This window comes from Winogradskya humida (assembly GCF_016862215.1).
GTDB classification, from domain to species: Bacteria; Actinomycetota; Actinomycetes; order Mycobacteriales; family Micromonosporaceae; genus Actinoplanes; species Actinoplanes humidus.
Genome location: NZ_BOMN01000002.1, coordinates 1 through 17,718 on the forward strand (window position 1 = coordinate 1; position 17,718 = coordinate 17,718).

The following is a 17,718-nucleotide window of genomic DNA, read 5'->3' on the forward strand; positions in this document are numbered from 1 at the left end:
GCGTCACACCCGGGGCTTGACACGACAATCAACGCGCGCACGTGACAGCACTCCACCAAAATCTACGACCGGTGGCGAGTCCGGCGGAAATGGACACGACATGGGCGACGTGGTGGCTCTACGCGTACGAGCCGGACGCACGCAGGCAGGCAGGCATAACGGAGGAAATCCTGCGCGTCTTCTTCGCGAGACCCGCCCATGCCGCGATCCGGTGCGCTATGCAGCGTCACAGCTACGTGGGCGGCTGGCGCATGGGCATGCCGATGAGTGGATGTTCGCTGGAAGGCTTACGGGCGTGCTCGAGCGTGCGGTTGTTGGAAGAATCGGCGGCATGGCGACTTGGGATGTGTTCGAGCAAGAGGCGAGTGACCTCGCAGCGGCGATCCGGAAGCGATTCGAGGCAGCAAAGACGCACATCCTGGCGACGGTGCGTAAGGACGGTTCGCCACGGGTCAGCGGCTCCGAAGTCGACTTCCGCGGCCCGGATCTCTCCTTCGGCTCCATGATTGACGCCCGCAAGGCGAAGGACCTGCAGCGGGACGGTCGCTGCGCAATCCATGCGCATCCCTGTGAGGGTGGCGACGCCAAAGTGGCTGGCGTCGCCGTCGAGGTCCGCGGTCCGGAGAAGGCTGCCTACACCACTGGAAGCGAGCCAGCAGGCGACTTCCATGCCTTCCGGCTCGATCTCTCCGAAGCAGTGCTCACCGCAGTTGAAGGCGATGAGTTGGTCGTCACACGGTGGCGGCAGGGCGAGGGCGTAAAGGTGTTCCGCCGCAAGTAGCCGAGCGGAGGGGACCCGACCACCTGTCTCGGATCCGCGACGAGACGGAAGATCAGATGCGCGGATCTGCCGCAGACAAAGTCGTGCCCCGTCCAGGCACCCATCACCGTGCGTGGACGGCGAGGCCGGTCGGCGAGGAGTGAGCGGGGCTCGCAGGGAGGTGGAGTCCAACCTCGCGAATATCGAAATGGGCGAGATCTCGGTGGTGCCGAAACTCAGCGACCTCTGGTGCCCAGACTCCGCGAACAAAACCAATCCCGCAGCTTCATGCGGCTCAGGCGTCGAATGCAGCCAACTATTCAGTGGTCGGGCATTCACATCCGTGGCCGTGATCGTCGCCGTTCGGAACGACGAAGCGGAGGCGTGCCGCCCAGCGGCTGTCTGGCGGACGCGCGGGGCGGATTCGTTCGCGTGTAGAAGATCCGAGCCGGGCCGGGAGTGTGGCGCCGCGGGTTGGTCAGGATGCGGCTGCGGGGGCTCGGTCGGTGGCGAGTTTTACGGCTAGGGCGCCCAGGACCGTGCCCATGATGTAGCGCTGGACCCGCAGCCAGGATGGGCGTTTTGTCAGAAAGAGGGCGACCGTGCCGGCGGCCAGGACCAGGGTGAGGTTGACCGTCATGCTGATGAGGATCTGGACGCTGCCCAGCAGGAAGCCCTGCAGTGCGACGTGGCCGGCGTCGGGGCGGATGAACTGCGGGATGAGGGACAGGTACATCAGGGCGGCCTTGGGGTTGAGCAGGTTGGTCATCAGGCCCATGGTGAACAGCCGGCGCGGGCTGTCGGCGGCCAGGTCCTGCGGCTCGAAGACCGATGTGCCGCCGCGGCGCAGGGTTTTGAAGGCCAGCCAGGCGAGGTAGGCGGCTCCGGCGAGCTTGACGGACAGGTAGAGCTCGGGGACGGCGACGAAGACCGCGGCGAGGCCGAGGCTGGTGGCGGTCAGGTAGATCAGGAAGCCGAGGGCTACGCCGCCGAGCGAGACGATGCCGGCGCGGCGGCCCTGGGTGATGCTGCGGGAGACGAGGTACATCATGTTCGGGCCGGGGGTCAGGACCATGCCGAGGGCGACGGCGGCCACGCCGAGGAGCGATGTGATCACGTCGTTCACTCTGGTGGATGCTGCCGCGATCCCGGCACGGCCAATTGTGAAGTGCTGGTTCAGGCCCCGCGGGAGGCGACCGTCAGGATCTCGTTGACGACCTTGTCGGCGGCGTCGGGGTGGCCCTGGGCTGCCGCGCTGTGGGCCATCGCCGTGCGCCGGGACGGGTCGCTGACCAGGGACATCAGCTCGGTGCGGAGGTGCTCCGGGGTGGCGGTCGGGCCGTCGAGCATGATTGCCGCGCCCAGGCCTGCGAGGTGTTTGGCGGTGCTGCGTTGTTCGCCGCCGGCTGAGGCTCCGTACGGGATGAGGATGCTCGGTTTGCCCAGGGCGGTGAGCTCCGCGACCGTGCCCGCGCCGCTGCGGGCGAGGACCACGTCGGCGGCCGCGAGGACGTCGGGCATCTGTTCGTGGATGAAGTCCAGCACCTTGTAGCGGTGGGCCAGGGCGGGCGGGAGCTGCGCGGCGACCTGCTGCATCTCGGCGTAGCTGAGGCTGCCGCACTGGTGGATGACCTGGCAGTAGGGCAGGACGTCGGGCAGGACCGCGGCCAGGAGCCGGTTGATCTGCTGGGCGCCGGCGGCTCCGCCGGTCACGACCACGATGGGTACGCGCGGGTCGAGCCCGAACGCGGCGGCGCCCTTGTCCCGGTCGCCGGTGAACAGCTCGGGGCGGATCGGGTTGCCGGTCACGACGGCTCGTTCGCGGGCCTTGGGGGTGAGGTGCTGCAGGGAGGGTTCCTGGCTGAGCAGGATCCGGGTGGCGAACTTGGCGAGGATGCGGTTGGCGAGCCCGAGAGCGAGGGTCTGCTCGTGCATCAGGTAGGGCACGCCGAAGAGGCGTGAGGCCAGCCCGATCGGCACGGAGACGTACCCGCCGGTGGAGAGCACGACCGATGGCCGGTTGCGGGCGACGGTGAGCACCGCCTGGCCGATGCCGATGGGGATCCGGAACGCGTCGACGACGTTGCGCCACAGCTCGCGTGGGGTCGGTGTGCGGCGCAGTTTGCCGGTGGTGATCGCCCGGAACGGGACGCCGGCGCGGGCGGAGATCTTCTCCTCGAGGCCCCCGTGCACGCCGACCCACAACAGGTCGGGCTCGATGCCGGCCAGGGCGAGCCGTTCGCGCAGCGCGTTGATGGTTGTCAGGGCCGGGTAGGTGTGCCCGCCGGTGCCGCCGCCGGTGACGACGAGCCGGAACTGCTGCAGGTGCTGGGCGCTGTAGACAGACATGCCACTCCGAAGATCACGAAAGCCAGGGGGGTGAGGGGAAGACCGCGAGGCCTCAGTCGAGGCGGTAGGTCAGGTGCGTGGCTGTCGTGGAGGGGCGTACGTGGATCTGGCGCAGGGTGCGCGGGATCGTGCCCGGGGCGAACAGCGGGGTGCCGGCGCCGAGGATCACCGGGGAGAGGTGGAGGCGGAGCTCGTCGACCACGCCGGCGTCGAGGGCGCCGCGGACCGTCCGTGCGCCGCCCATGATGACCACGTCACGGTCGTCGGCGATCGCGGCGGCCGCGGCGACGGCGCCGGCGATGCCGTCGGGGATGAAGCTGAACCGGTCGCCGAGGCGTACGGAAGCGGGCGGGTTGCGGGTCACCACGAGGACCGGGGGCGTCGCGGCCCGGTCGGCGCCGTAGCCCATCTCCTCGGTCCAGCCGTTCGGGCCGTCGATGAAGTCGAACAGGGTGCGGCCCATCACGACCGCACCGGTGGCGTCGGTGGTCGCATCGCGGATCTCGCGGTCCACGGCGTCGCCGTTCAGCGCCCACGTGTGCAGGGCTTCGCCGCCCCGGCCGAGGCCGTGCTCCAGGTCGACGCCCGGGCCGGTCACGAAGCCGTCGAGGGAGACCGAGATGTCAGCAACAACTTTCGCCATGCGATGAAGCATGCCATCCGGGTACGCCCGAACGGGCAGCCGGGATCAGGCCGGCGGGATGAGCCGCGAGCCGGTCCAGGCCAGGCCCATACCCGCTGCGAGCAGTAACAAGGCACCCACTGTGGGCAGCGGCTTGACGGCGTAGGAGCCGGCGCCGATCGAGATCGCCGCCAGCATCAGCAGGATGCCGTCCGCCGGGTTCACGAGCTTGGAACGGAACACCGCCCAGCCGAGCAGGAGCCAGCCCGTGCCCATGACGGCGGCGGCGACGAGCGCGGTTGTGCGTACCGAATCAGGGGTCAGACCCGCACCGTCCGGGGCCGTGCCGGCGGGCAGAGCGGTGAGTGGCAGCCAGAGGATCGCGCCCGCCAGGCCGATCAACATGCCGAACAGGGCCGTGCGACGGGTACGGGAACCGGCCAGCAGACCGGCGAGCCCGATCATCGCCACCGTGGTGAGCCAGCCGGCCGCGAGCTCGACCAGCAGCGGGCCGGGCGGGACGGCGACGCCGAGCGTGGACCAGCCGTAGAGGGCGGCGCCGGCGGGGAGGCCCCAGAGCGCGGCGCGCGCGTACCTGCGTACCGACCAGATCCAGACCGCTTCCTGCACCGACAGCAACCGGTCGTCGGTGTCCTCGGGGCTGGCCGCGCCCACCCAGGCCGGGGACACGCGCAGGGGGCGTCCGCTCGCGGTCTGGAACTGCGACATGCTCATGGCTCCGCCTTGGTTGGCTCAAGCCGAGCGGCCGGGGGCACCGTCGGAATCCTCGGACCACCATGACAAAACCCCGCACCTTCGCGCGGGGTTTTGCCACATTTTTGAGTTTCAGGCGCGTTCGGGGTCGCCCACTCCGTTGTAGTCGGCGGCGCCGAGGGCGGCCGACGGCGGGATGTGCTCCGAGGCGGGCAGGGCCTGCGGGTTCGGGTCGCTGGAGACCTCGGCTGAGGCCGAGCGGACCTGCTCGTTGACCGCTGCGGCCTCGTCGGCGGCGGCCTTCGCGGCGGCAAGGGCCTCCTGCTCGACGGCGGCCGAGTCGACGCCGGCGCGGGGGACGTCACCGACCATGTTGGCCAGGCCGCCGAGCGAGCCGCCGAGTCCCTCGAGGGCCTTGGTCAGCTCGGTCGGGATGATCCAGACCTTGTTGGCAGTGCCGTTGGCGATCTGCGGGAGGGCCTGCAGATACTGGTACGCGAGCACCTTCTGCGACGGGTTCGCGGTGTGGATCGCGTCGAAGACCGTACGGATCGCCTTGGCCTGACCTTCGGCCTGCAGGATGCGCGACTGGCGGTCACCGTCGGCACGCAGCACGGCGGCCTGCTTCTCGCCCTCGGCGGTGAGGATCTGGGCCGCCTTGTGGCCCTCGGCGTTGAGGATCGTGGCGCGGCGCTCCCGCTCGGCCCGCATCTGCTTCTCCATGGAGTCGCGGATGCTCGCCGGCGGCTCGATGGCCTTGATCTCAACGCGGGTGACCTTGATGCCCCAGCGGCCGGTGGTCTCGTCCAGCACGCTGGAGAGGTGCCGGTTGATCTCCTCGCGGCTGGTCAGCGCACGCTCCAGGTCGAGCGAGCCGATGACGTTACGCAGCGTCGTGACGGTGAGCTGCTCGATGGCCTGCAGGAAGTTGGAGATCTCGTAGGTCGCGCGCACCGGGTCGACGACCTTGAAGTAGAGCACGGTGTCGATGCTCACCACGAGGTTGTCGGAGGTGATCACGGGCTGCGGCGGGAAGCTGACGACCTGCTCGCGCATGTCGACCTTGGTGCGGACCGCGTCCACGAACGGGATCAGCAGGTTGAGACCCGGGGACAGGCTGCGCTTGTACTTGCCGAGCCGCTCGACGACGTCCATCCGCTGCTGCGGGACAATCCGGACGGACCGGATCAGGGTGATCACCGCAAACAGGGCAATCACGAAAATGAGTACACCGACTATCGCTTCCATGGGTGCCTCTCCATCTAGAAAATGCGCGTTCAGAGATTGGGGGTTTCGTCCCGCCAGACGATTGCCGTGTTGCCCTTGACCTTGATGATCCGCACCCGCTCGCCCGGCGGGTAGATCTCCGCGCCGTCGAACGAGCGGGCCTGCCACATCTCGCCGTCAATCTTGATCATGCCGTGGTCGGCCGCGACCTCCTCCAGCACGAGGCCGTGCTGGCCCTCGAGGGCCTCGATGCCGAACATGGTGTCGCCCGATTCGCCCGAGGACCGCTGGAGCCGCAGGATGAGCGGACGCAACGCCGCGAGGGAGAGACCGGAGACGATCGCGAACACGATGACCTGGAGCAGCAGCGGAGCGCCGAGCGCGGCGACACCGGCCGCGGCGAGGGCCCCGGCCGCGAAGAAGATGATGAGGAAGGTCGCCGTGAATGCCTCGCCGATCGCGAGCGCGACCGCGAGGACCACCCAGAGGACTGCTTCCATACCTCTGATCGTGACACGTCCGCGCATCTCTAGCGACATTGCGTCACTGCAGTCTTCACGCGTTCCCATATCGGGCCCGCGCAGTTAGAACCCCCGACCGAAACTCTGGAGGAAACCGCTCGTGTCCTTGCTGCCGGAAACCGGCCGGCGCGTCACCGAGATCGCCGCCCGCGCGCAGTCCACCGGCCGCGCGCCGTCGCTGGCCCTCGCGGTGGTCCGCGACCGCTCCCTGATGCATTTCACCGGCGCCGGTCAGACGCCCCCGCCGGACCCGTCCACGCAGTACCGGCTCGGCTCGATCACGAAGACGCTGACCGCGACGATGGTGCTACAACTGCGCGACGAGGGCTTCTTCGCCCTCGACGACCTGCTCTACCGGCACCTGCCGGGCACCCCGATCGGCGGCGTCACCCTGCGCCAGCTCCTCGGTCACGTCTCCGGGCTGCAACGCGAGCCGGACGGCCCCTGGTGGGAACGTCACGCCGGCGGGAACGCCGAACACCTGCTCAAAGAGCTCTCCCCGGACAAGATCTTCGGACCGCCGTTCCGGCATTACCACTACTCCAATCTGGCGTACGGGCTCCTCGGCGCGATCCTCGAGAAGGTCACCGGGGAATCGTGGTCGGCCCTGGTCGGCAAGCGCGTCCTCGAACCGCTGGGCATGTTGCGCACGACGTACCACCCCGCCGAACCGTTCGCCCGCGGCTACGTGGTGCACGCCCTCGACGGCAGCCTGCACGAGGAACCCCGCCTCGACGCGGGCGCGATGGCCCCGGCCGGTCAGCTCTGGTCCACGGTCACCGACATGGCGAAGTGGGCGGCGTTCCTGGCCGACCCCGCGCCGTCCGTGCTCAGCCGCGACTCCGTCGACGAAATGTGCACGCCCGTCGTGATGCAGGACGAGACCTGGACCGCAGGGCACGGGCTCGGGCCGGAACTCAACCGGGTCGGTGAACGCGTCTACGTCACCCACGGCGGTTCCATGCCCGGGTACGTCTCCCAGCTCGCGGTCCACCGGGCCAGCCGGATCGGGGTCATCGCGTTCGCCAACTCGTACGGGCTGCGTGGCACGAGCATCCGCGCGGTAGCCCTCGAGGCGCTGACCGCGGTGCTGGACGCCGAACCGGTCGTCCCGTCGCCGTGGCTGCCGTCCGCTTCGCCGGAGGGCGAGGCCGCTGACCTGTGCGGGCGCTGGTGGTGGATGGGCACCGAGTACGAGGCTGCCGCGGACGGCGAGGACCTGGTCATCGCCCCGGTCGGTTATTCAGCGAAGGTGCCGTGGCGGTTCGTGCGCGAGGCGCCGGACCGGTGGCGCGGCACGGCTGGGGCCAACCTGGGCGAGCTGCTCGCAGTGTTGCGCGGCCCGGACGGCTCGGCCGAGAAACTGGATATCGCGACGTTCGTCTTCAGTCGCGACCCGGCCCACCTCGCCTGAACGCCGCTGCCCGTGGCCGGACCGGACCTCGCCGGACCGGACCTCGCCGGGTCAGACCCTGCCGGCGGTCAGGCGGGCGGCGTCGCGGCCCGGAGGCTCGCCGAAGAGCCTGCGGTAGTCGCGGCTGAACTGGGAGGCGCTGTCGTAGCCGACGGCGAGGCCCGCTCCGGCCACATCGGAGGGACGGCCCATCAGCAGGAGCCGGGCCTGCTGGAGGCGGATCCTTTTCTGGAACTGGATCGGGCTCATCGCGGTGACCGCCAGGAACGTGCGGTGGAACGCGGACACGCTCATGCCGGCCGTGCGGGCCAGATCCTCGACGCGGAACGGTTCCGCGTGGTTGTCCCGGATCCACTGGACCGCGCGGCTGACGTGGGACAGGCCGCTGTCGGCCAGGCCCAGTTGGCGTACGGTGCCGCCCTGGTCTCCGGTGATCAGCCGCCACAGGATCTCCCTTTCGATCATGGGAGCGAGGACCGGGCGGTCGCGGGGCTGTTCCAGCAGCCGGAGCATCCGCACGACCGCGTCGATCAGCTCCGGGGACGCGTCGCTGACCGCGAGCCCCGGGGCCGGCGCCCTGGACCCGGTCAGGCCGGCCTCGAGCACCAGCGCCGCGATCGCCGCCGGGCGCAGGATCAGGCCGAAGCCGAGCGCGGGCGCCACGCTGAAGTGCCCGGTCACCGGCAGGTCCACCGAGGCCAGCAGGTACTGCCCGGCGCCGTAGTCGAGGACGCGGTCGCCGAGGGACATCCGTTTCTGGCCCTGCGCGATGAGGGCGAACACCGTCCCGGTGGTGGACGATGCCGGCGGACCCGGCACGTCGACACTCGACAGCAGCACGCCGTCGATCGCGGTGGCGCTGTCACGGCGTACGTGCCGGGTGATGAGGGTCTTCAGCTCTGTGAGAGACACAACCCCAGAAAAGCAGGATCGTGCAATGGTACGCAAGCATCGTGCTACCCGTCCGGCCCGCGGGACGGTGGAATGGATTCATGGCACTCGACGAATACGTGACACTGGGCAGGTCGGGGCTGCGGGTCAGCCCGTTCGCACTCGGCGCGATGAATTTCGGCACCTCCGGCGGCTGGGGAGCCGACGTCACGGAGTCCGAAAGGATCCTGCAGCGCTACCTCGACCTCGGCGGCAACTTCCTGGACACCGCCAACTTCTACACCAACGGGCAGTCCGAGCAGATCCTCGGTGACTTCTTCGCCGACCGGCCGGGGCTGCGCGACCGGATCGTGCTGGGCTCCAAGTTCTTCACGAACCTGTACCCGGGCGATCCGAACGCGGGCGGCGCCTCCCGCAAGGCGATCGTCACGCAGCTGCACGACACCCTGCGCCGGCTGCGCACCGACTACCTGGACGTGTATTGGCTGCACAACTTCGACGCGTACACACCGGTGGAAGAAACCATGCGCACGCTGGACGAACTGGTCAGCGCCGGCAAGGTCCGCTACCTGGGTTTCTCGAACACCCCGGCCTGGTACACCGCCAAGGCGCAGACCACCGCCCTGCTGCGCGCCTGGTCACCGGTCATCGCGCTGCAGGTGGAATATTCGCTGCTCGCCCGGACCGTCGAGGGCGAGATCACCCCGCTGGCCCTGGACGCCGGCATGGGCCTGACCCCGTGGAGCCCACTCGCCAGTGGGTTCCTCTCCGGCAAGTACACCCGGGGCGCGGCACCGCAGGACTCGCAGCGCGGCCCGATCATCGGCGGTCCCAGCGAGGAACAGTTCACCGTCATCGACGCGCTCACCTCGGTGGCCACGTCGGTTTCCGCATCACCGGCCGCTGTCGCGCTCGCCTGGCTGCTCACCAGGCCCGGGGTCGCCGCGCCGATCCTGGGTCCACGCAAGATCGAGCACCTGGACGCGAACCTCGCCGCCCTCGCCGTGCGCCTCGACCCGTCGCACCTCGCCATTCTCGACGAGGCCTCGGCACCGACGCTGAACTACCCGCACGACCTCAACCGCGAGACCGCGGCGATGCTGCAGTTCGCGGGCGCGACGGTCGACGGGCGGCCCTCTACCGTCTATCCGCCGCTGGAGGCTCTGAAGGCTCTGTGACGAAGTCGATGAGGCGTTCCATGGCGTTGATCAGGGGCGTCTCGACGTCCTTGTAGCTGTTGACACTGCTGAGGATGCGGCGCCACATCTCGTACGGCTGACCGATGCCGACCGCCCGGCAGACGCCCTCCTTCCACGGCTGGCCCGGCGGAATGACCGGCCACGCGCGCAGCCCGACCCGCTCCGGCTTCACCGCCTGCCACACATCGATGTACGGGTGCCCGGTCACCAGCACGTTCGGATCGGTGACCGCGGCGACGATGCGGCTCTCCTTGGAGCCCGGCACGAGATGGTCGACGAGCACCCCGACGCGGCGTCCCCGCGCCGGACGGAAGTCGCGGACGGCACCGGCGAGGTCGTCGATGCCGTCCAGCGGCTCGACCACGACACCCTCGATGCGCAGGTCGTCGCCCCAGATCCGTTCGACCAGGGCGGCGTCGTGGATGCCCTCGACCCAGATGCGGGACGCTTTTGCCACCTGAGCGCGTACATTGCCGACCGCTGTTGAACCCGACGCCGTGCGCAACTGCCTCGGCGGAGCCTGCACCGCGACAGGCTTTGTCAGTGTGACGACCTGGCCCTCCAGCAGGAACGCGGCCGGCTCGAGCGGAAAGTTGCGCCGCTTGCCGTGCCGGTCCTCCAGCACCACCGCGCCGAACTCGAACCCGACCACGGCACCGCAGAACCCGGAGTCGGCATCCTCCACGACCAGGTCAGCCTCGGCCTCGACCTCCGGGATCACCTTGCGCCGCCGCCAGTTCCCCGAGAGCACGTCCTCCCCATACATCCCGGCACGGTAACCCTCCGCGCGCCGCCACGCCGACACGACGCACCGACCTTCTCACCGAGACAACTCCGCCAGGTGCCACGTACCCTTGCCTGCATGTCCCCCGCAGCAGATGCGGCGACCCTCACGGCACGCCGGTCAACCCGGTTCGTGGCGTGGGTACGCGCCTGGCGCGCCGGCCTCGTCCCCTTCGACGAGCTGGCCGAAGAAATCGCCGGCGACGAGGAACACCTCGTCGCCGATGCCCCCGGCACCTGGACGGATGTCCCGCTGGCCCAGGCCCTCCCGGCCTTCGCCAAGCTCCCCCCGGACGACATCCGCCTCGTCCTCCCGGCCCCCGGCGACCCCCGCGGCCTCCCCGGCCCCGGCGAGCTCACCGGCGCGGCCCTGCTCGAGGGCGAAGCAGTGATGACCCCCACCTTCGGCGTGGTCCCCTCGGTCCGCACCCACACCTCCGGCTCCGGCGTGACATTCGAGACGGTCATGTGGCGCTTCTACCCGGTGGCCACCTACAAGCCGGTCTTCCAGATGGGCTCAGCCGAGGCTGAAGCCGAGCTCACCCAGGCCTTGACCGACGCCACCACCCAGCTGACCCGCCTCGACGTCGCCCAGTGGCGCCCCGAGCTGGCCGGCGCCCTGCAGGCCCTGCGCCGCCCGGAAAGCACCGCGACACTGCCGCCGGGCTTCGACCCCCGCTCGCGCCGCCTCTTCGCCCGCGCCAGCATCCTCGACCAGGTCCTCACCCTGGCCGAGCACAACGCCCCCGGTGGGGCCGTCAACACGTATGAGGCCCAGCAACGGGACGCTGCCCTGCGCCCGCTGCTGAACGCCTGCCGCCAGGCTCTTGTCGCCGCGTGCAACGCCCCGCTGCATGCCTGACCGCTACGCACACTGCACCTTCTGCGGCGCCCGCTTCACACCGGGCCAGTCGTGGCCGCGCCGCTGCGGCGCTTGCGGAGAAACCAGCTACCTCAACCCGAAACCGGTGGCGGTCGCGCTGCAGCCGGTCGGGTCGGGATTGCTGGTCATCCGGCGTGCTGTGCCACCGGCGGTGGGAAGCCTTGCCCTGCCGGGCGGTTACATCGACGCCACGGAAAGCTGGCAACAGGCGGCGTCGCGCGAGCTCCACGAGGAAACCGGTGTCACATCGGACCCGGACTCGGTACGCCTCTTCGACGCCCGCAGCGCCCCGGACGGCACCCTGCTGATCTTCGGCCTGTTCCCGGGACTCGCATCAGCGACCGACCTGCCCGCACACACCGACTCGGAGACCGCCGGGCGCGAGGTCCTGGAACGGCCCGCGTCGCTGGGCTTCGACCTGCACACCCAGGCCGCCAACCGCTGGTTCAACCAGGTCGCCACCAGCTTCTGACCCTCTCAGCCGAGCAGTTCCACCAATCGGTATCCCTCTCGACAGCTCTCGCCAGGTTGATTTCCGCCATCGCCGCCACTTCTAACGGCGACCTGCCACCAACGGCACTGGCATGCACAATCCGATCAATCCCCGAACCGACCAATGGCGCCGTGGTCCGAAGTGTGCCGGACAGTGCGATCGAAAGTCAGATTGCCGGAGTGCACGATAAGATTCCGCTGCCGGTAAAGTCGCCGAAACGAATCTTCCACCTGCGCCACAATTCTCGGCAATACCACCGCCGGCTCAGCAACAAGCCTTTTTCATCCGTTCCACGCCGAGCCAATAACGCGTGTGAGCAAAAAGGGGCGGGGTACCCGACCTGATCGCGTCCTTCAGAATCCGCGCCCTATCAACATTGTCCGGAGCCGAACGCAGAGCCGAACCCAAGTCGAGAGTGGCGGCGCGCTCGACACCGGAGAACGAGTCTCTCGCCTGCAGCTCGATCATCAACGACCCATACTGCCGCTGCCTCGGAACCGACGGCACCCAACAAGCCAGCCAATCAGAGGTGGCGCGGGCATCGAGCCAGTTCTCCGTCGGGAACAGCCCTGCACCCCGGGTTACCGACACCCCGGAGACGATCGGCACGAGAACGGTGAAATTGATTGTCGGCCGCTCGGCCAGTCGCGCAGCCCGTTCCAGGATGTCCGCCACATCACTTGTTCCAGCAACTCTCGTAATTCCAGAATCGAACCGATCCGCCAGAGCTGCCGCGACCATGGCGTCGTCCGCGAGTAGTAGTCGAGCAAGCGCTTGTAGACGCTCCTGTCATACGGATTGTCAACGAGGACCACGAGAGCTGCTGGTCGGGACGCAAATATGCCATTCTGCGTGAGTTCGCCAACGCAGGACGGCGAGCTTCGCACCGTGGCTCGCGAACGCCGCCGCGGCTGGGACCCCACCACCGCAATCGGGCCGATCGACATCACGCTGGACCAGGGGCCGACGCTTGACGCGTGAGTCGAAAGCGGGACCGGGCGGCGGTAAGCTGCGGGGAGCCGGCTGCGGGATCGCGGCGGGTTGTCATGGCGGCATCCGGGCGGGTTCTACCGGGGCTTGCGCGCTCGAGGTATGCCGGTTTTTCTGGGCCGGGGCTCTTCCGCTGCGGCTTCAGAGCGGTTGGTCAGATGACTGTTCCCAAGCATGTGATCGTCAGGACTCTTCGCGAGCGCGGGCAGGGGTCGCGGGCTGATTGGGTGGAGCGTGAGCTGCCTGATGAGGTGGATACGCACAAGCACAGCAGTTTGCTGGCGACGCTGAAGATCTCGGCTGAGGATCTGGCCGGGCAGGCGTGACGAGCCCACCCCGGGCGATCATGACCGGGGTGGGCTCTCCAGGGTCAGCGGCGGCGCGGGGCTGCGTTTTCGGCTGACAGCATCCAGGCCTGCTTCTCCAGGTCGTGGATGATGCCGTGCAGGATGTCCGCTGTTGTCGGGTCCTCCGAGTCGACGGCGTCGTGGACGTCGCGGATGGTGGCGACCGTCTGGTTGATCAGGCCGGTGACCAGGACGATGGCGTGGTTGGTGGCGATCTCGTCCGGGCCGAGGGTGGTCAGGGTGGTGGTGGCCGCGACGGTTTCGGGGCGGGCGTCGGGGATGGCGTCGAGGGCTCGCATGCGTTCGGCGATGGTGTCGCTGGCGTCGCGGGCGAGGTCGACCAGGTCGTCGAGCTGCAGGTGCAGGTCGCGGAAGTTGGTGCCCACGATGTTCCAGTGGGCCTGTTTGCCGTGCAGGTGCAGGGCGACCAGGTCGACGAGGATGCGCTGCAGGCGGTCGGCCTGGGCGGGGGTGGCGCGGAAGGCCTGGGTGGTTGGGATGTCCTGGGTGATGGTCATCGGTGGCCTTTCTGTGACTCGGTGCAGGTGGTGCAGGTGCCCCACCAGGTGACCTCGGCTTCGTCGATGGCGCTGAAGCCCGCGTCGTCGATCGGGGTCAGGCACGGTGGGGTGCCGATCGCGCAGTCGACGTCGGTGACTTTGCCGCAGTCGCGGCACACCAGGTGGTGGTGGTTGTCGCCGACGCGGGTCTCGTAGCGGGCGATGGAGCCGGCCGGTTCGAAGCTGCGGACGATCCCGGCGCGGCGCAGGTCGTCCAGGACGTTGTAGAGGCCCTGGTGCGACAGCGTGGCCGGGAGCGCCGAGGCGAGCTCGGGTGCGGTCAGGTGCGGCCGGGTGAGCAGCATGTCGAGGACCGCCCGGCGGGGTGCCGTGCTGCGGAGCCCCGCGCGCTTGATCAGTTCATCGGCCGTGGTCACGTACCGAACGATAGCTCTAGATTTGACTGAGTCCAAACAAGGACCGTCAGTCCAGAGCGAAAGTCCCCTCCTTCTCGTACGCGGCCAGGTCGCTGAGCCCGCGCCGGACAAGCGTGCCCGCACCCTCGGGCAGCGCGTCCACGTCGAACCAGGCCGCGTCGACGCTCTCGTCGGTGACGCGCTCGACCGTGCCCTCGTAGCTGTCGACGCGGCACATCAGGGCGATCGAGTGGTAGACGTGGCCGAACATGTTGCGGTTGAGGTCGCGGGCGTGGGTGTAGAGGCCGAACGGCGTGACCGCGTGGGCGATCAGGCCCGCCTCCTCCTGGACCTCGCGGATCGCACAGTCGCGCAGGGTCTCGCCGAGCTCCGTGCTGCCGCCGGGCAGGGCCCAGGTGAGGTCGTCGGAGCGCTGGATCAGCAGGATGCGGCCACGGTCGTCGCGGACGATGCTGTGCGCGCCGACGGAGATCAGGACGCGGTCGTCGCCGGCCAGCGCGCGTAGCCCACCCAGATACGACTCTTCCCAGGACAGTCCCATGCGTCCACCTTAGGGAACGGTCACGCTCATGGCGGTGATGGTGCCCGCGATGCTCACGCTCTGGCCGGTCGGGTGTCAGGGGGTGGGTGCCAGGCTCGCGCAGGTCTTCTGCGCCCTGGTCCAGGTTTCATCGGAGACGCCGGCCGGCTTGCTTGTCAGTACGCCGAGGCCGCCACCGGGCACACCGGGACCGGGACCACCGGGACTGCCAGGGGGCATCGGGCCGCCCGGGCCGCCCGGGCCGCCAGAGGGCATCGCGCCGCCAGGACCGCCGGGACCGCCAGGGGGCATCGCGCCGCCAGGACCGCCGGGGATGCCGGGGATCGGACCGCTGGGGATCGGGCCGGCGGGGATGTCGGAGGTGTCGATGCCGTTCTCTTCGAGGCAGTCGCGGTAGGAGCCGGCGGCGGAGATCGCGATGCTGGGGATGTTGGTGGTGGAGGTGGAGTTGCCGGGGGTGTCGGAGCAGGCGGTGAGGGCCAGGATGGCGGTGGCGGCCAGCGTGGGACCTAGTCGGGGCATCCGGACAGCAGATCGTATCGGGGGGCTGGGGGCGAGGCTCTGGGCGTACATGTGCCCGAAAGAAGTCGCCGGAGGCGTTGTGCCAGAGTGGGCGGTGTGCCGAAGCGGGTGGATCATGAGGTCCGGCGGCGGCAGATCGCCGAGGCGGTGTGGCGGATCGCCGCGAGCCGGGGGTTGCCCGCGGCGACGCTGCGGGAGGTGGCTGTCGAGGCCGGGGTTTCCATGCGGCTGGTGCAGTACTACTTCGAGACCAAGGAGCAGTTGCTCGTCTCGGCGTTCCAGCAGTTGACGGCTGCGTTCGGGGAGCGGATGCGGGAGCGGTTCGCCGAGCTGGGGCGGGCGCCGGGGCCGCGGGATGTGATGGGGATCTGCCTGGCGGCGGTGCTGCCGGCCGATGAGCGGAGTCTGATGATGTCGCGGGTGCAGTCGGCGTACTTCGCGGCTTCGCTGACCGATCCGGCGATCGCCGCGGCGGCCGGGGCTGCGGGCACTCCCCCGCCGACGGCGCTGGAGAATCTGCTGGCCGCTCAGATCGAGCTGGCCGTCGCCGCCGGGGACGTGCCGGCCGGGGTCGATGCGATGTTGGAGGCCCGCGGGCTGGCTGCTCTGGGGGCGGGCCTCGCGTCGATGGTCGTTGCCGGGCTGCGCACTCCGGCCGAGGCCGCCGAGACGGTGGAATACCGTCTCGGCGAGCTGTTCAGATCTCGTTGATCAGGTCGGCGACGCTGTTGACGATGCGGGACGGGCGGTAGGGGTAGCGTTCGCTCTCCGCGCGGGTGCTGATGCCGGTGAGGACCAGGATCGTCTCGAGGCCCGCTTCCAGGCCGCAGAGGACGTCGGTGTCCATCCGGTCGCCGATCATCGCGGTGCTCTCGCTGTGGCCGCCGATGACGTTCAGCGCGGAACGCATCATCATCGGGTTGGGTTTGCCGACGAAGTACGGGTCGACGCCGGTCGCTTTGCTGATCATCGCGGCCACCGAGCCCGCCGCCGGGAGTGCACCCTCGTTGGACGGGCCGGTGGCGTCGGGGTTGGTGCAGATGAACTTGGCGCCGTCGTTGATCAGCCGGACGGCCTTGGTCAGCGCCTCGAAGCTGTAGGTGCGGGTCTCGCCCAGCACCACGTAGTCGGGGGAGAACTCGGTCAGGATGTAACCCGCCGCGTGCATGGCGGTGGTCAGGCCGGCCTCACCGATGACGTACGCGGTGCCGCCCGGGCGCTGGTCGGCCAGGAACTGGGCGGTGGCCAGCGCCGCCGTCCAGATCGACTGCTCGGGCACGTCGAAGCCCATCCGGGCGAGGCGGGCCTGCAAATCGCGGGGTGTGTAGATGGAGTTGTTGGTGAGGATCAGGAAGGGCTTTCCCGATTCCTTCATCTTGTTGACGAACTCGGGCGCTCCGGGGACGGGCACGCCCTCGTGGACGAGGACCCCGTCCATGTCGGTCAGCCAGGTCTCGATGGCCTTGCGCTCGGGCATGTGTCTCCTCGGGTCAGCCGCGCGAGGGACGGCGCGGAGGGGGGCAGCAGTCTGCCGGGCAGACATCCCAGACCGGGAGCGTACCGAGTTTTTCCCGGCTTACACCCTCGGTGCGCTCCTGGACGAGCTCGCGGATCATGGCGACGAACCGGGGGTCGGTGCCGGGGGTGCCCGCGCGGACGTAGCCGAGACCGAGCTCGGCGGCCGTCTCCTTCGCCTCGTTGTCGAGGTCCCAGATGACCTCGAGGTGGTCGGAGACGAACCCGATGGGGCTGACGACCACGTCGGTGACGCCCTTCTCGGCGAGCAGCCGCAGGTGGTCGTTGATGTCGGGCTCCAGCCACGGGACCTGCGGCGGGCCGGAGCGGCTCTGCCACACGAGATCCCAGGGCAGGCCGGGGGCCGCAGCGGCGTGCACCAGCGCGGCCGTCTCGTGGAGCTGCGCCTCGTAACGCCCGCCGGTCGGGCCGGCCGTGGCCGCCATCGACGACGGGATCGAGTGGGCGGTGAAGACGACCCGGGTGCTCTCGCGCCGGCTCGGGTCGAGCTTCGCGAGGGCGGCGGCGACCGCGTCGGTGTGCGGCTGCACGAACCCGGGGTGGTCGTGGAACTGCCGCAGCTTGGTGATCGCCGGGGCGCCCGGGCCGACCTTGGCGCGGGCCTGGGAGATGTCCTCCCAGTACTGCTTGCAGGAGGAGTAACCGCCGTAGGCGCTGGTCGCGAAGCCGAGGGCCGAGGTCACACCGTCGTCACGCATCTGCGCGACGGTGTCGGCCAGCATCGGCCCCCAGTTGCGATTCCCCCAGTACGCCGGGAGCGCCACCCCGTTGCCCGCGAAGTCGGCCTGCACCGCGGCGAGCAGGTCGCGGCACTGCTGGTTGATCGGTGACACGCCGCCGAAGTGCATGTAGTGCTCGGCGACCTCCGTGAGCCGTTCCTCGGGGACACCGCGCCCGCGCGTCACGTTGCGCAGGAACGGCATCACGTCGTCGGGGTGCTCGGGGCCACCGAAGGAGAGCAGGAGAAACGCGTCGTACGCCACCGGACC

General features: G+C 69.5%; 23 protein-coding genes. 8 read left to right on the forward strand and 15 right to left on the reverse strand.

All coding sequences use genetic code 11. From position 1 onward, the window contains the following. Nucleotides 1-295: 295 nt before the first annotated feature. Nucleotides 296-781, forward strand: coding sequence for a pyridoxamine 5'-phosphate oxidase family protein (locus Ahu01nite_RS01225; RefSeq protein ID WP_239158545.1), 486 nt, complete (start codon nt 296-298; stop codon nt 779-781). A gap of 457 nt (nt 782-1,238) precedes the next feature. On the opposite strand, the gene Ahu01nite_RS01230 is transcribed toward Ahu01nite_RS01225, so the two are convergent. The 6 genes from Ahu01nite_RS01230 to Ahu01nite_RS01255 all read right to left on the reverse strand — a co-directional run bounded on the left by Ahu01nite_RS01230 (nt 1,239) and on the right by Ahu01nite_RS01255 (nt 6,172). Continuing rightward, nucleotides 1,239-1,835: a LysE family translocator gene (locus tag Ahu01nite_RS01230; protein WP_203834487.1), complete on the reverse strand. Its 597-nt coding sequence runs from the start codon at nt 1,833-1,835 to the stop codon at nt 1,239-1,241. 101 nt (nt 1,836-1,936) lie between these two features. Further along, a complete protein-coding gene (locus Ahu01nite_RS01235) occupies nt 1,937-3,109 on the reverse strand; it encodes a UDP-N-acetylglucosamine--N-acetylmuramyl-(pentapeptide) pyrophosphoryl-undecaprenol N-acetylglucosamine transferase (protein ID WP_203834460.1) in 1,173 nt (390 codons plus the stop codon). 52 nt (nt 3,110-3,161) lie between these two features. After that, a complete protein-coding gene (locus tag Ahu01nite_RS01240) occupies nt 3,162-3,752 on the reverse strand; it encodes a dihydrofolate reductase family protein (protein ID WP_203834461.1) in 591 nt (196 codons plus the stop codon). Between the two features lie 45 nt (nt 3,753-3,797). Beyond that, on the reverse strand, nt 3,798-4,466 hold the full coding sequence (locus tag Ahu01nite_RS01245; RefSeq protein ID WP_203834462.1) for a hypothetical protein: 669 nt from the start codon (nt 4,464-4,466) through the stop codon (nt 3,798-3,800). A 111-nt stretch (nt 4,467-4,577) separates the two neighbouring features. Next, a complete protein-coding gene (locus tag Ahu01nite_RS01250) occupies nt 4,578-5,693 on the reverse strand; it encodes an SPFH domain-containing protein (RefSeq protein ID WP_203834463.1) in 1,116 nt (371 codons plus the stop codon). 29 nt (nt 5,694-5,722) lie between these two features. Beyond that, the gene (locus Ahu01nite_RS01255) at nt 5,723-6,172 is read right to left on the reverse strand and encodes an NfeD family protein (protein WP_203834464.1); all 450 of its coding nucleotides are present in this window, start codon (nt 6,170-6,172) and stop codon (nt 5,723-5,725) included. Between the two features lie 121 nt (nt 6,173-6,293). Here Ahu01nite_RS01255 and Ahu01nite_RS01260 point away from each other — a divergent pair, with 121 nt between their 5' ends. Continuing rightward, complete coding sequence (locus Ahu01nite_RS01260) at nt 6,294-7,607, forward strand: serine hydrolase domain-containing protein (RefSeq protein ID WP_203834465.1); 1,314 nt, start codon at nt 6,294-6,296, stop codon at nt 7,605-7,607. A 51-nt stretch (nt 7,608-7,658) separates the two neighbouring features. Here Ahu01nite_RS01260 and Ahu01nite_RS01265 read toward each other — a convergent pair whose 3' ends face one another. After that, nucleotides 7,659-8,519, reverse strand: coding sequence for an AraC family transcriptional regulator (locus tag Ahu01nite_RS01265; RefSeq protein WP_203834466.1), 861 nt, complete (start codon nt 8,517-8,519; stop codon nt 7,659-7,661). A gap of 80 nt (nt 8,520-8,599) precedes the next feature. On the opposite strand from Ahu01nite_RS01265, the gene Ahu01nite_RS01270 reads away from it, so the two are divergent. Continuing rightward, a complete protein-coding gene (locus Ahu01nite_RS01270; protein WP_203834467.1) occupies nt 8,600-9,676 on the forward strand; it encodes an aldo/keto reductase in 1,077 nt (358 codons plus the stop codon). Here Ahu01nite_RS01270 and Ahu01nite_RS01275 read toward each other — a convergent pair. Continuing rightward, nucleotides 9,636-10,463, reverse strand: coding sequence for a DUF3097 domain-containing protein (locus tag Ahu01nite_RS01275; protein WP_203834468.1), 828 nt, complete (start codon nt 10,461-10,463; stop codon nt 9,636-9,638). The genes Ahu01nite_RS01270 and Ahu01nite_RS01275 overlap by 41 nt on opposite strands. Nucleotides 10,464-10,559: 96 nt before the next feature. Here Ahu01nite_RS01275 and Ahu01nite_RS01280 point away from each other — a divergent pair, with 96 nt between their 5' ends. Together Ahu01nite_RS01280 and Ahu01nite_RS01285 are read left to right on the forward strand one after the other, a co-directional pair. Continuing rightward, nucleotides 10,560-11,342 carry an Rv1486c family protein gene (locus Ahu01nite_RS01280; protein ID WP_203834469.1) on the forward strand — a complete coding sequence of 261 codons (783 nt, stop codon included), beginning with the start codon at nt 10,560-10,562 and terminating at the stop codon, nt 11,340-11,342. After that, on the forward strand, nt 11,335-11,835 hold the full coding sequence (locus Ahu01nite_RS01285; protein ID WP_203834470.1) for an NUDIX domain-containing protein: 501 nt from the start codon (nt 11,335-11,337) through the stop codon (nt 11,833-11,835). Before Ahu01nite_RS01280 ends, Ahu01nite_RS01285 begins: the two co-directional genes overlap by 8 nt. Before the next feature lie 285 nt (nt 11,836-12,120). On the opposite strand, the gene Ahu01nite_RS01290 is transcribed toward Ahu01nite_RS01285, so the two are convergent. Beyond that, complete coding sequence (locus Ahu01nite_RS01290) at nt 12,121-12,597, reverse strand: hypothetical protein (protein ID WP_203834471.1); 477 nt, start codon at nt 12,595-12,597, stop codon at nt 12,121-12,123. 111 nt (nt 12,598-12,708) lie between these two features. On the opposite strand from Ahu01nite_RS01290, the gene Ahu01nite_RS51270 reads away from it, so the two are divergent. Then, on the forward strand, nt 12,709-12,837 hold the full coding sequence (locus Ahu01nite_RS51270) for a hypothetical protein (protein WP_275411690.1): 129 nt from the start codon (nt 12,709-12,711) through the stop codon (nt 12,835-12,837). A 167-nt stretch (nt 12,838-13,004) separates the two neighbouring features. Then, complete coding sequence (locus Ahu01nite_RS01295; RefSeq protein ID WP_203834472.1) at nt 13,005-13,172, forward strand: hypothetical protein; 168 nt, start codon at nt 13,005-13,007, stop codon at nt 13,170-13,172. Nucleotides 13,173-13,216: 44 nt separating this feature from the next. On the opposite strand, the gene Ahu01nite_RS01300 is transcribed toward Ahu01nite_RS01295, so the two are convergent. The 4 genes from Ahu01nite_RS01300 to Ahu01nite_RS01315 all read right to left on the reverse strand — a co-directional run bounded on the left by Ahu01nite_RS01300 (nt 13,217) and on the right by Ahu01nite_RS01315 (nt 15,193). Continuing rightward, complete coding sequence (locus tag Ahu01nite_RS01300) at nt 13,217-13,711, reverse strand: Dps family protein (protein ID WP_203834473.1); 495 nt, start codon at nt 13,709-13,711, stop codon at nt 13,217-13,219. Beyond that, the gene (locus tag Ahu01nite_RS01305) at nt 13,708-14,130 is read right to left on the reverse strand and encodes a Fur family transcriptional regulator (protein WP_203834474.1); all 423 of its coding nucleotides are present in this window, start codon (nt 14,128-14,130) and stop codon (nt 13,708-13,710) included. Before Ahu01nite_RS01305 ends, Ahu01nite_RS01300 begins: the two co-directional genes overlap by 4 nt. A gap of 46 nt (nt 14,131-14,176) precedes the next feature. After that, nucleotides 14,177-14,671 carry an NUDIX domain-containing protein gene (locus Ahu01nite_RS01310; RefSeq protein WP_203834475.1) on the reverse strand — a complete coding sequence of 165 codons (495 nt, stop codon included), beginning with the start codon at nt 14,669-14,671 and terminating at the stop codon, nt 14,177-14,179. A 75-nt stretch (nt 14,672-14,746) separates the two neighbouring features. Next, on the reverse strand, nt 14,747-15,193 hold the full coding sequence (locus Ahu01nite_RS01315; protein WP_203834476.1) for a hypothetical protein: 447 nt from the start codon (nt 15,191-15,193) through the stop codon (nt 14,747-14,749). Between the two features lie 96 nt (nt 15,194-15,289). Between Ahu01nite_RS01315 and Ahu01nite_RS01320 the strand changes: the two genes are divergently transcribed. Further along, entirely contained in the window at nt 15,290-15,904 is a 615-nt protein-coding gene (locus Ahu01nite_RS01320; protein WP_203834477.1) for a TetR/AcrR family transcriptional regulator, read from the forward strand. On the opposite strand, the gene Ahu01nite_RS01325 is transcribed toward Ahu01nite_RS01320, so the two are convergent. Together Ahu01nite_RS01325 and Ahu01nite_RS01330 are read right to left on the reverse strand one after the other, a co-directional pair. Continuing rightward, on the reverse strand, nt 15,891-16,670 hold the full coding sequence (locus tag Ahu01nite_RS01325) for an HAD-IIA family hydrolase (RefSeq protein WP_203834478.1): 780 nt from the start codon (nt 16,668-16,670) through the stop codon (nt 15,891-15,893). The two genes, Ahu01nite_RS01320 and Ahu01nite_RS01325, sit on opposite strands and share 14 nt — an antisense overlap. Nucleotides 16,671-16,683: 13 nt before the next feature. Continuing rightward, nucleotides 16,684-17,712 carry a ferrochelatase gene (locus Ahu01nite_RS01330; protein WP_203834479.1) on the reverse strand — a complete coding sequence of 343 codons (1,029 nt, stop codon included), beginning with the start codon at nt 17,710-17,712 and terminating at the stop codon, nt 16,684-16,686. Nucleotides 17,713-17,718: the final 6 nt, after the last annotated feature.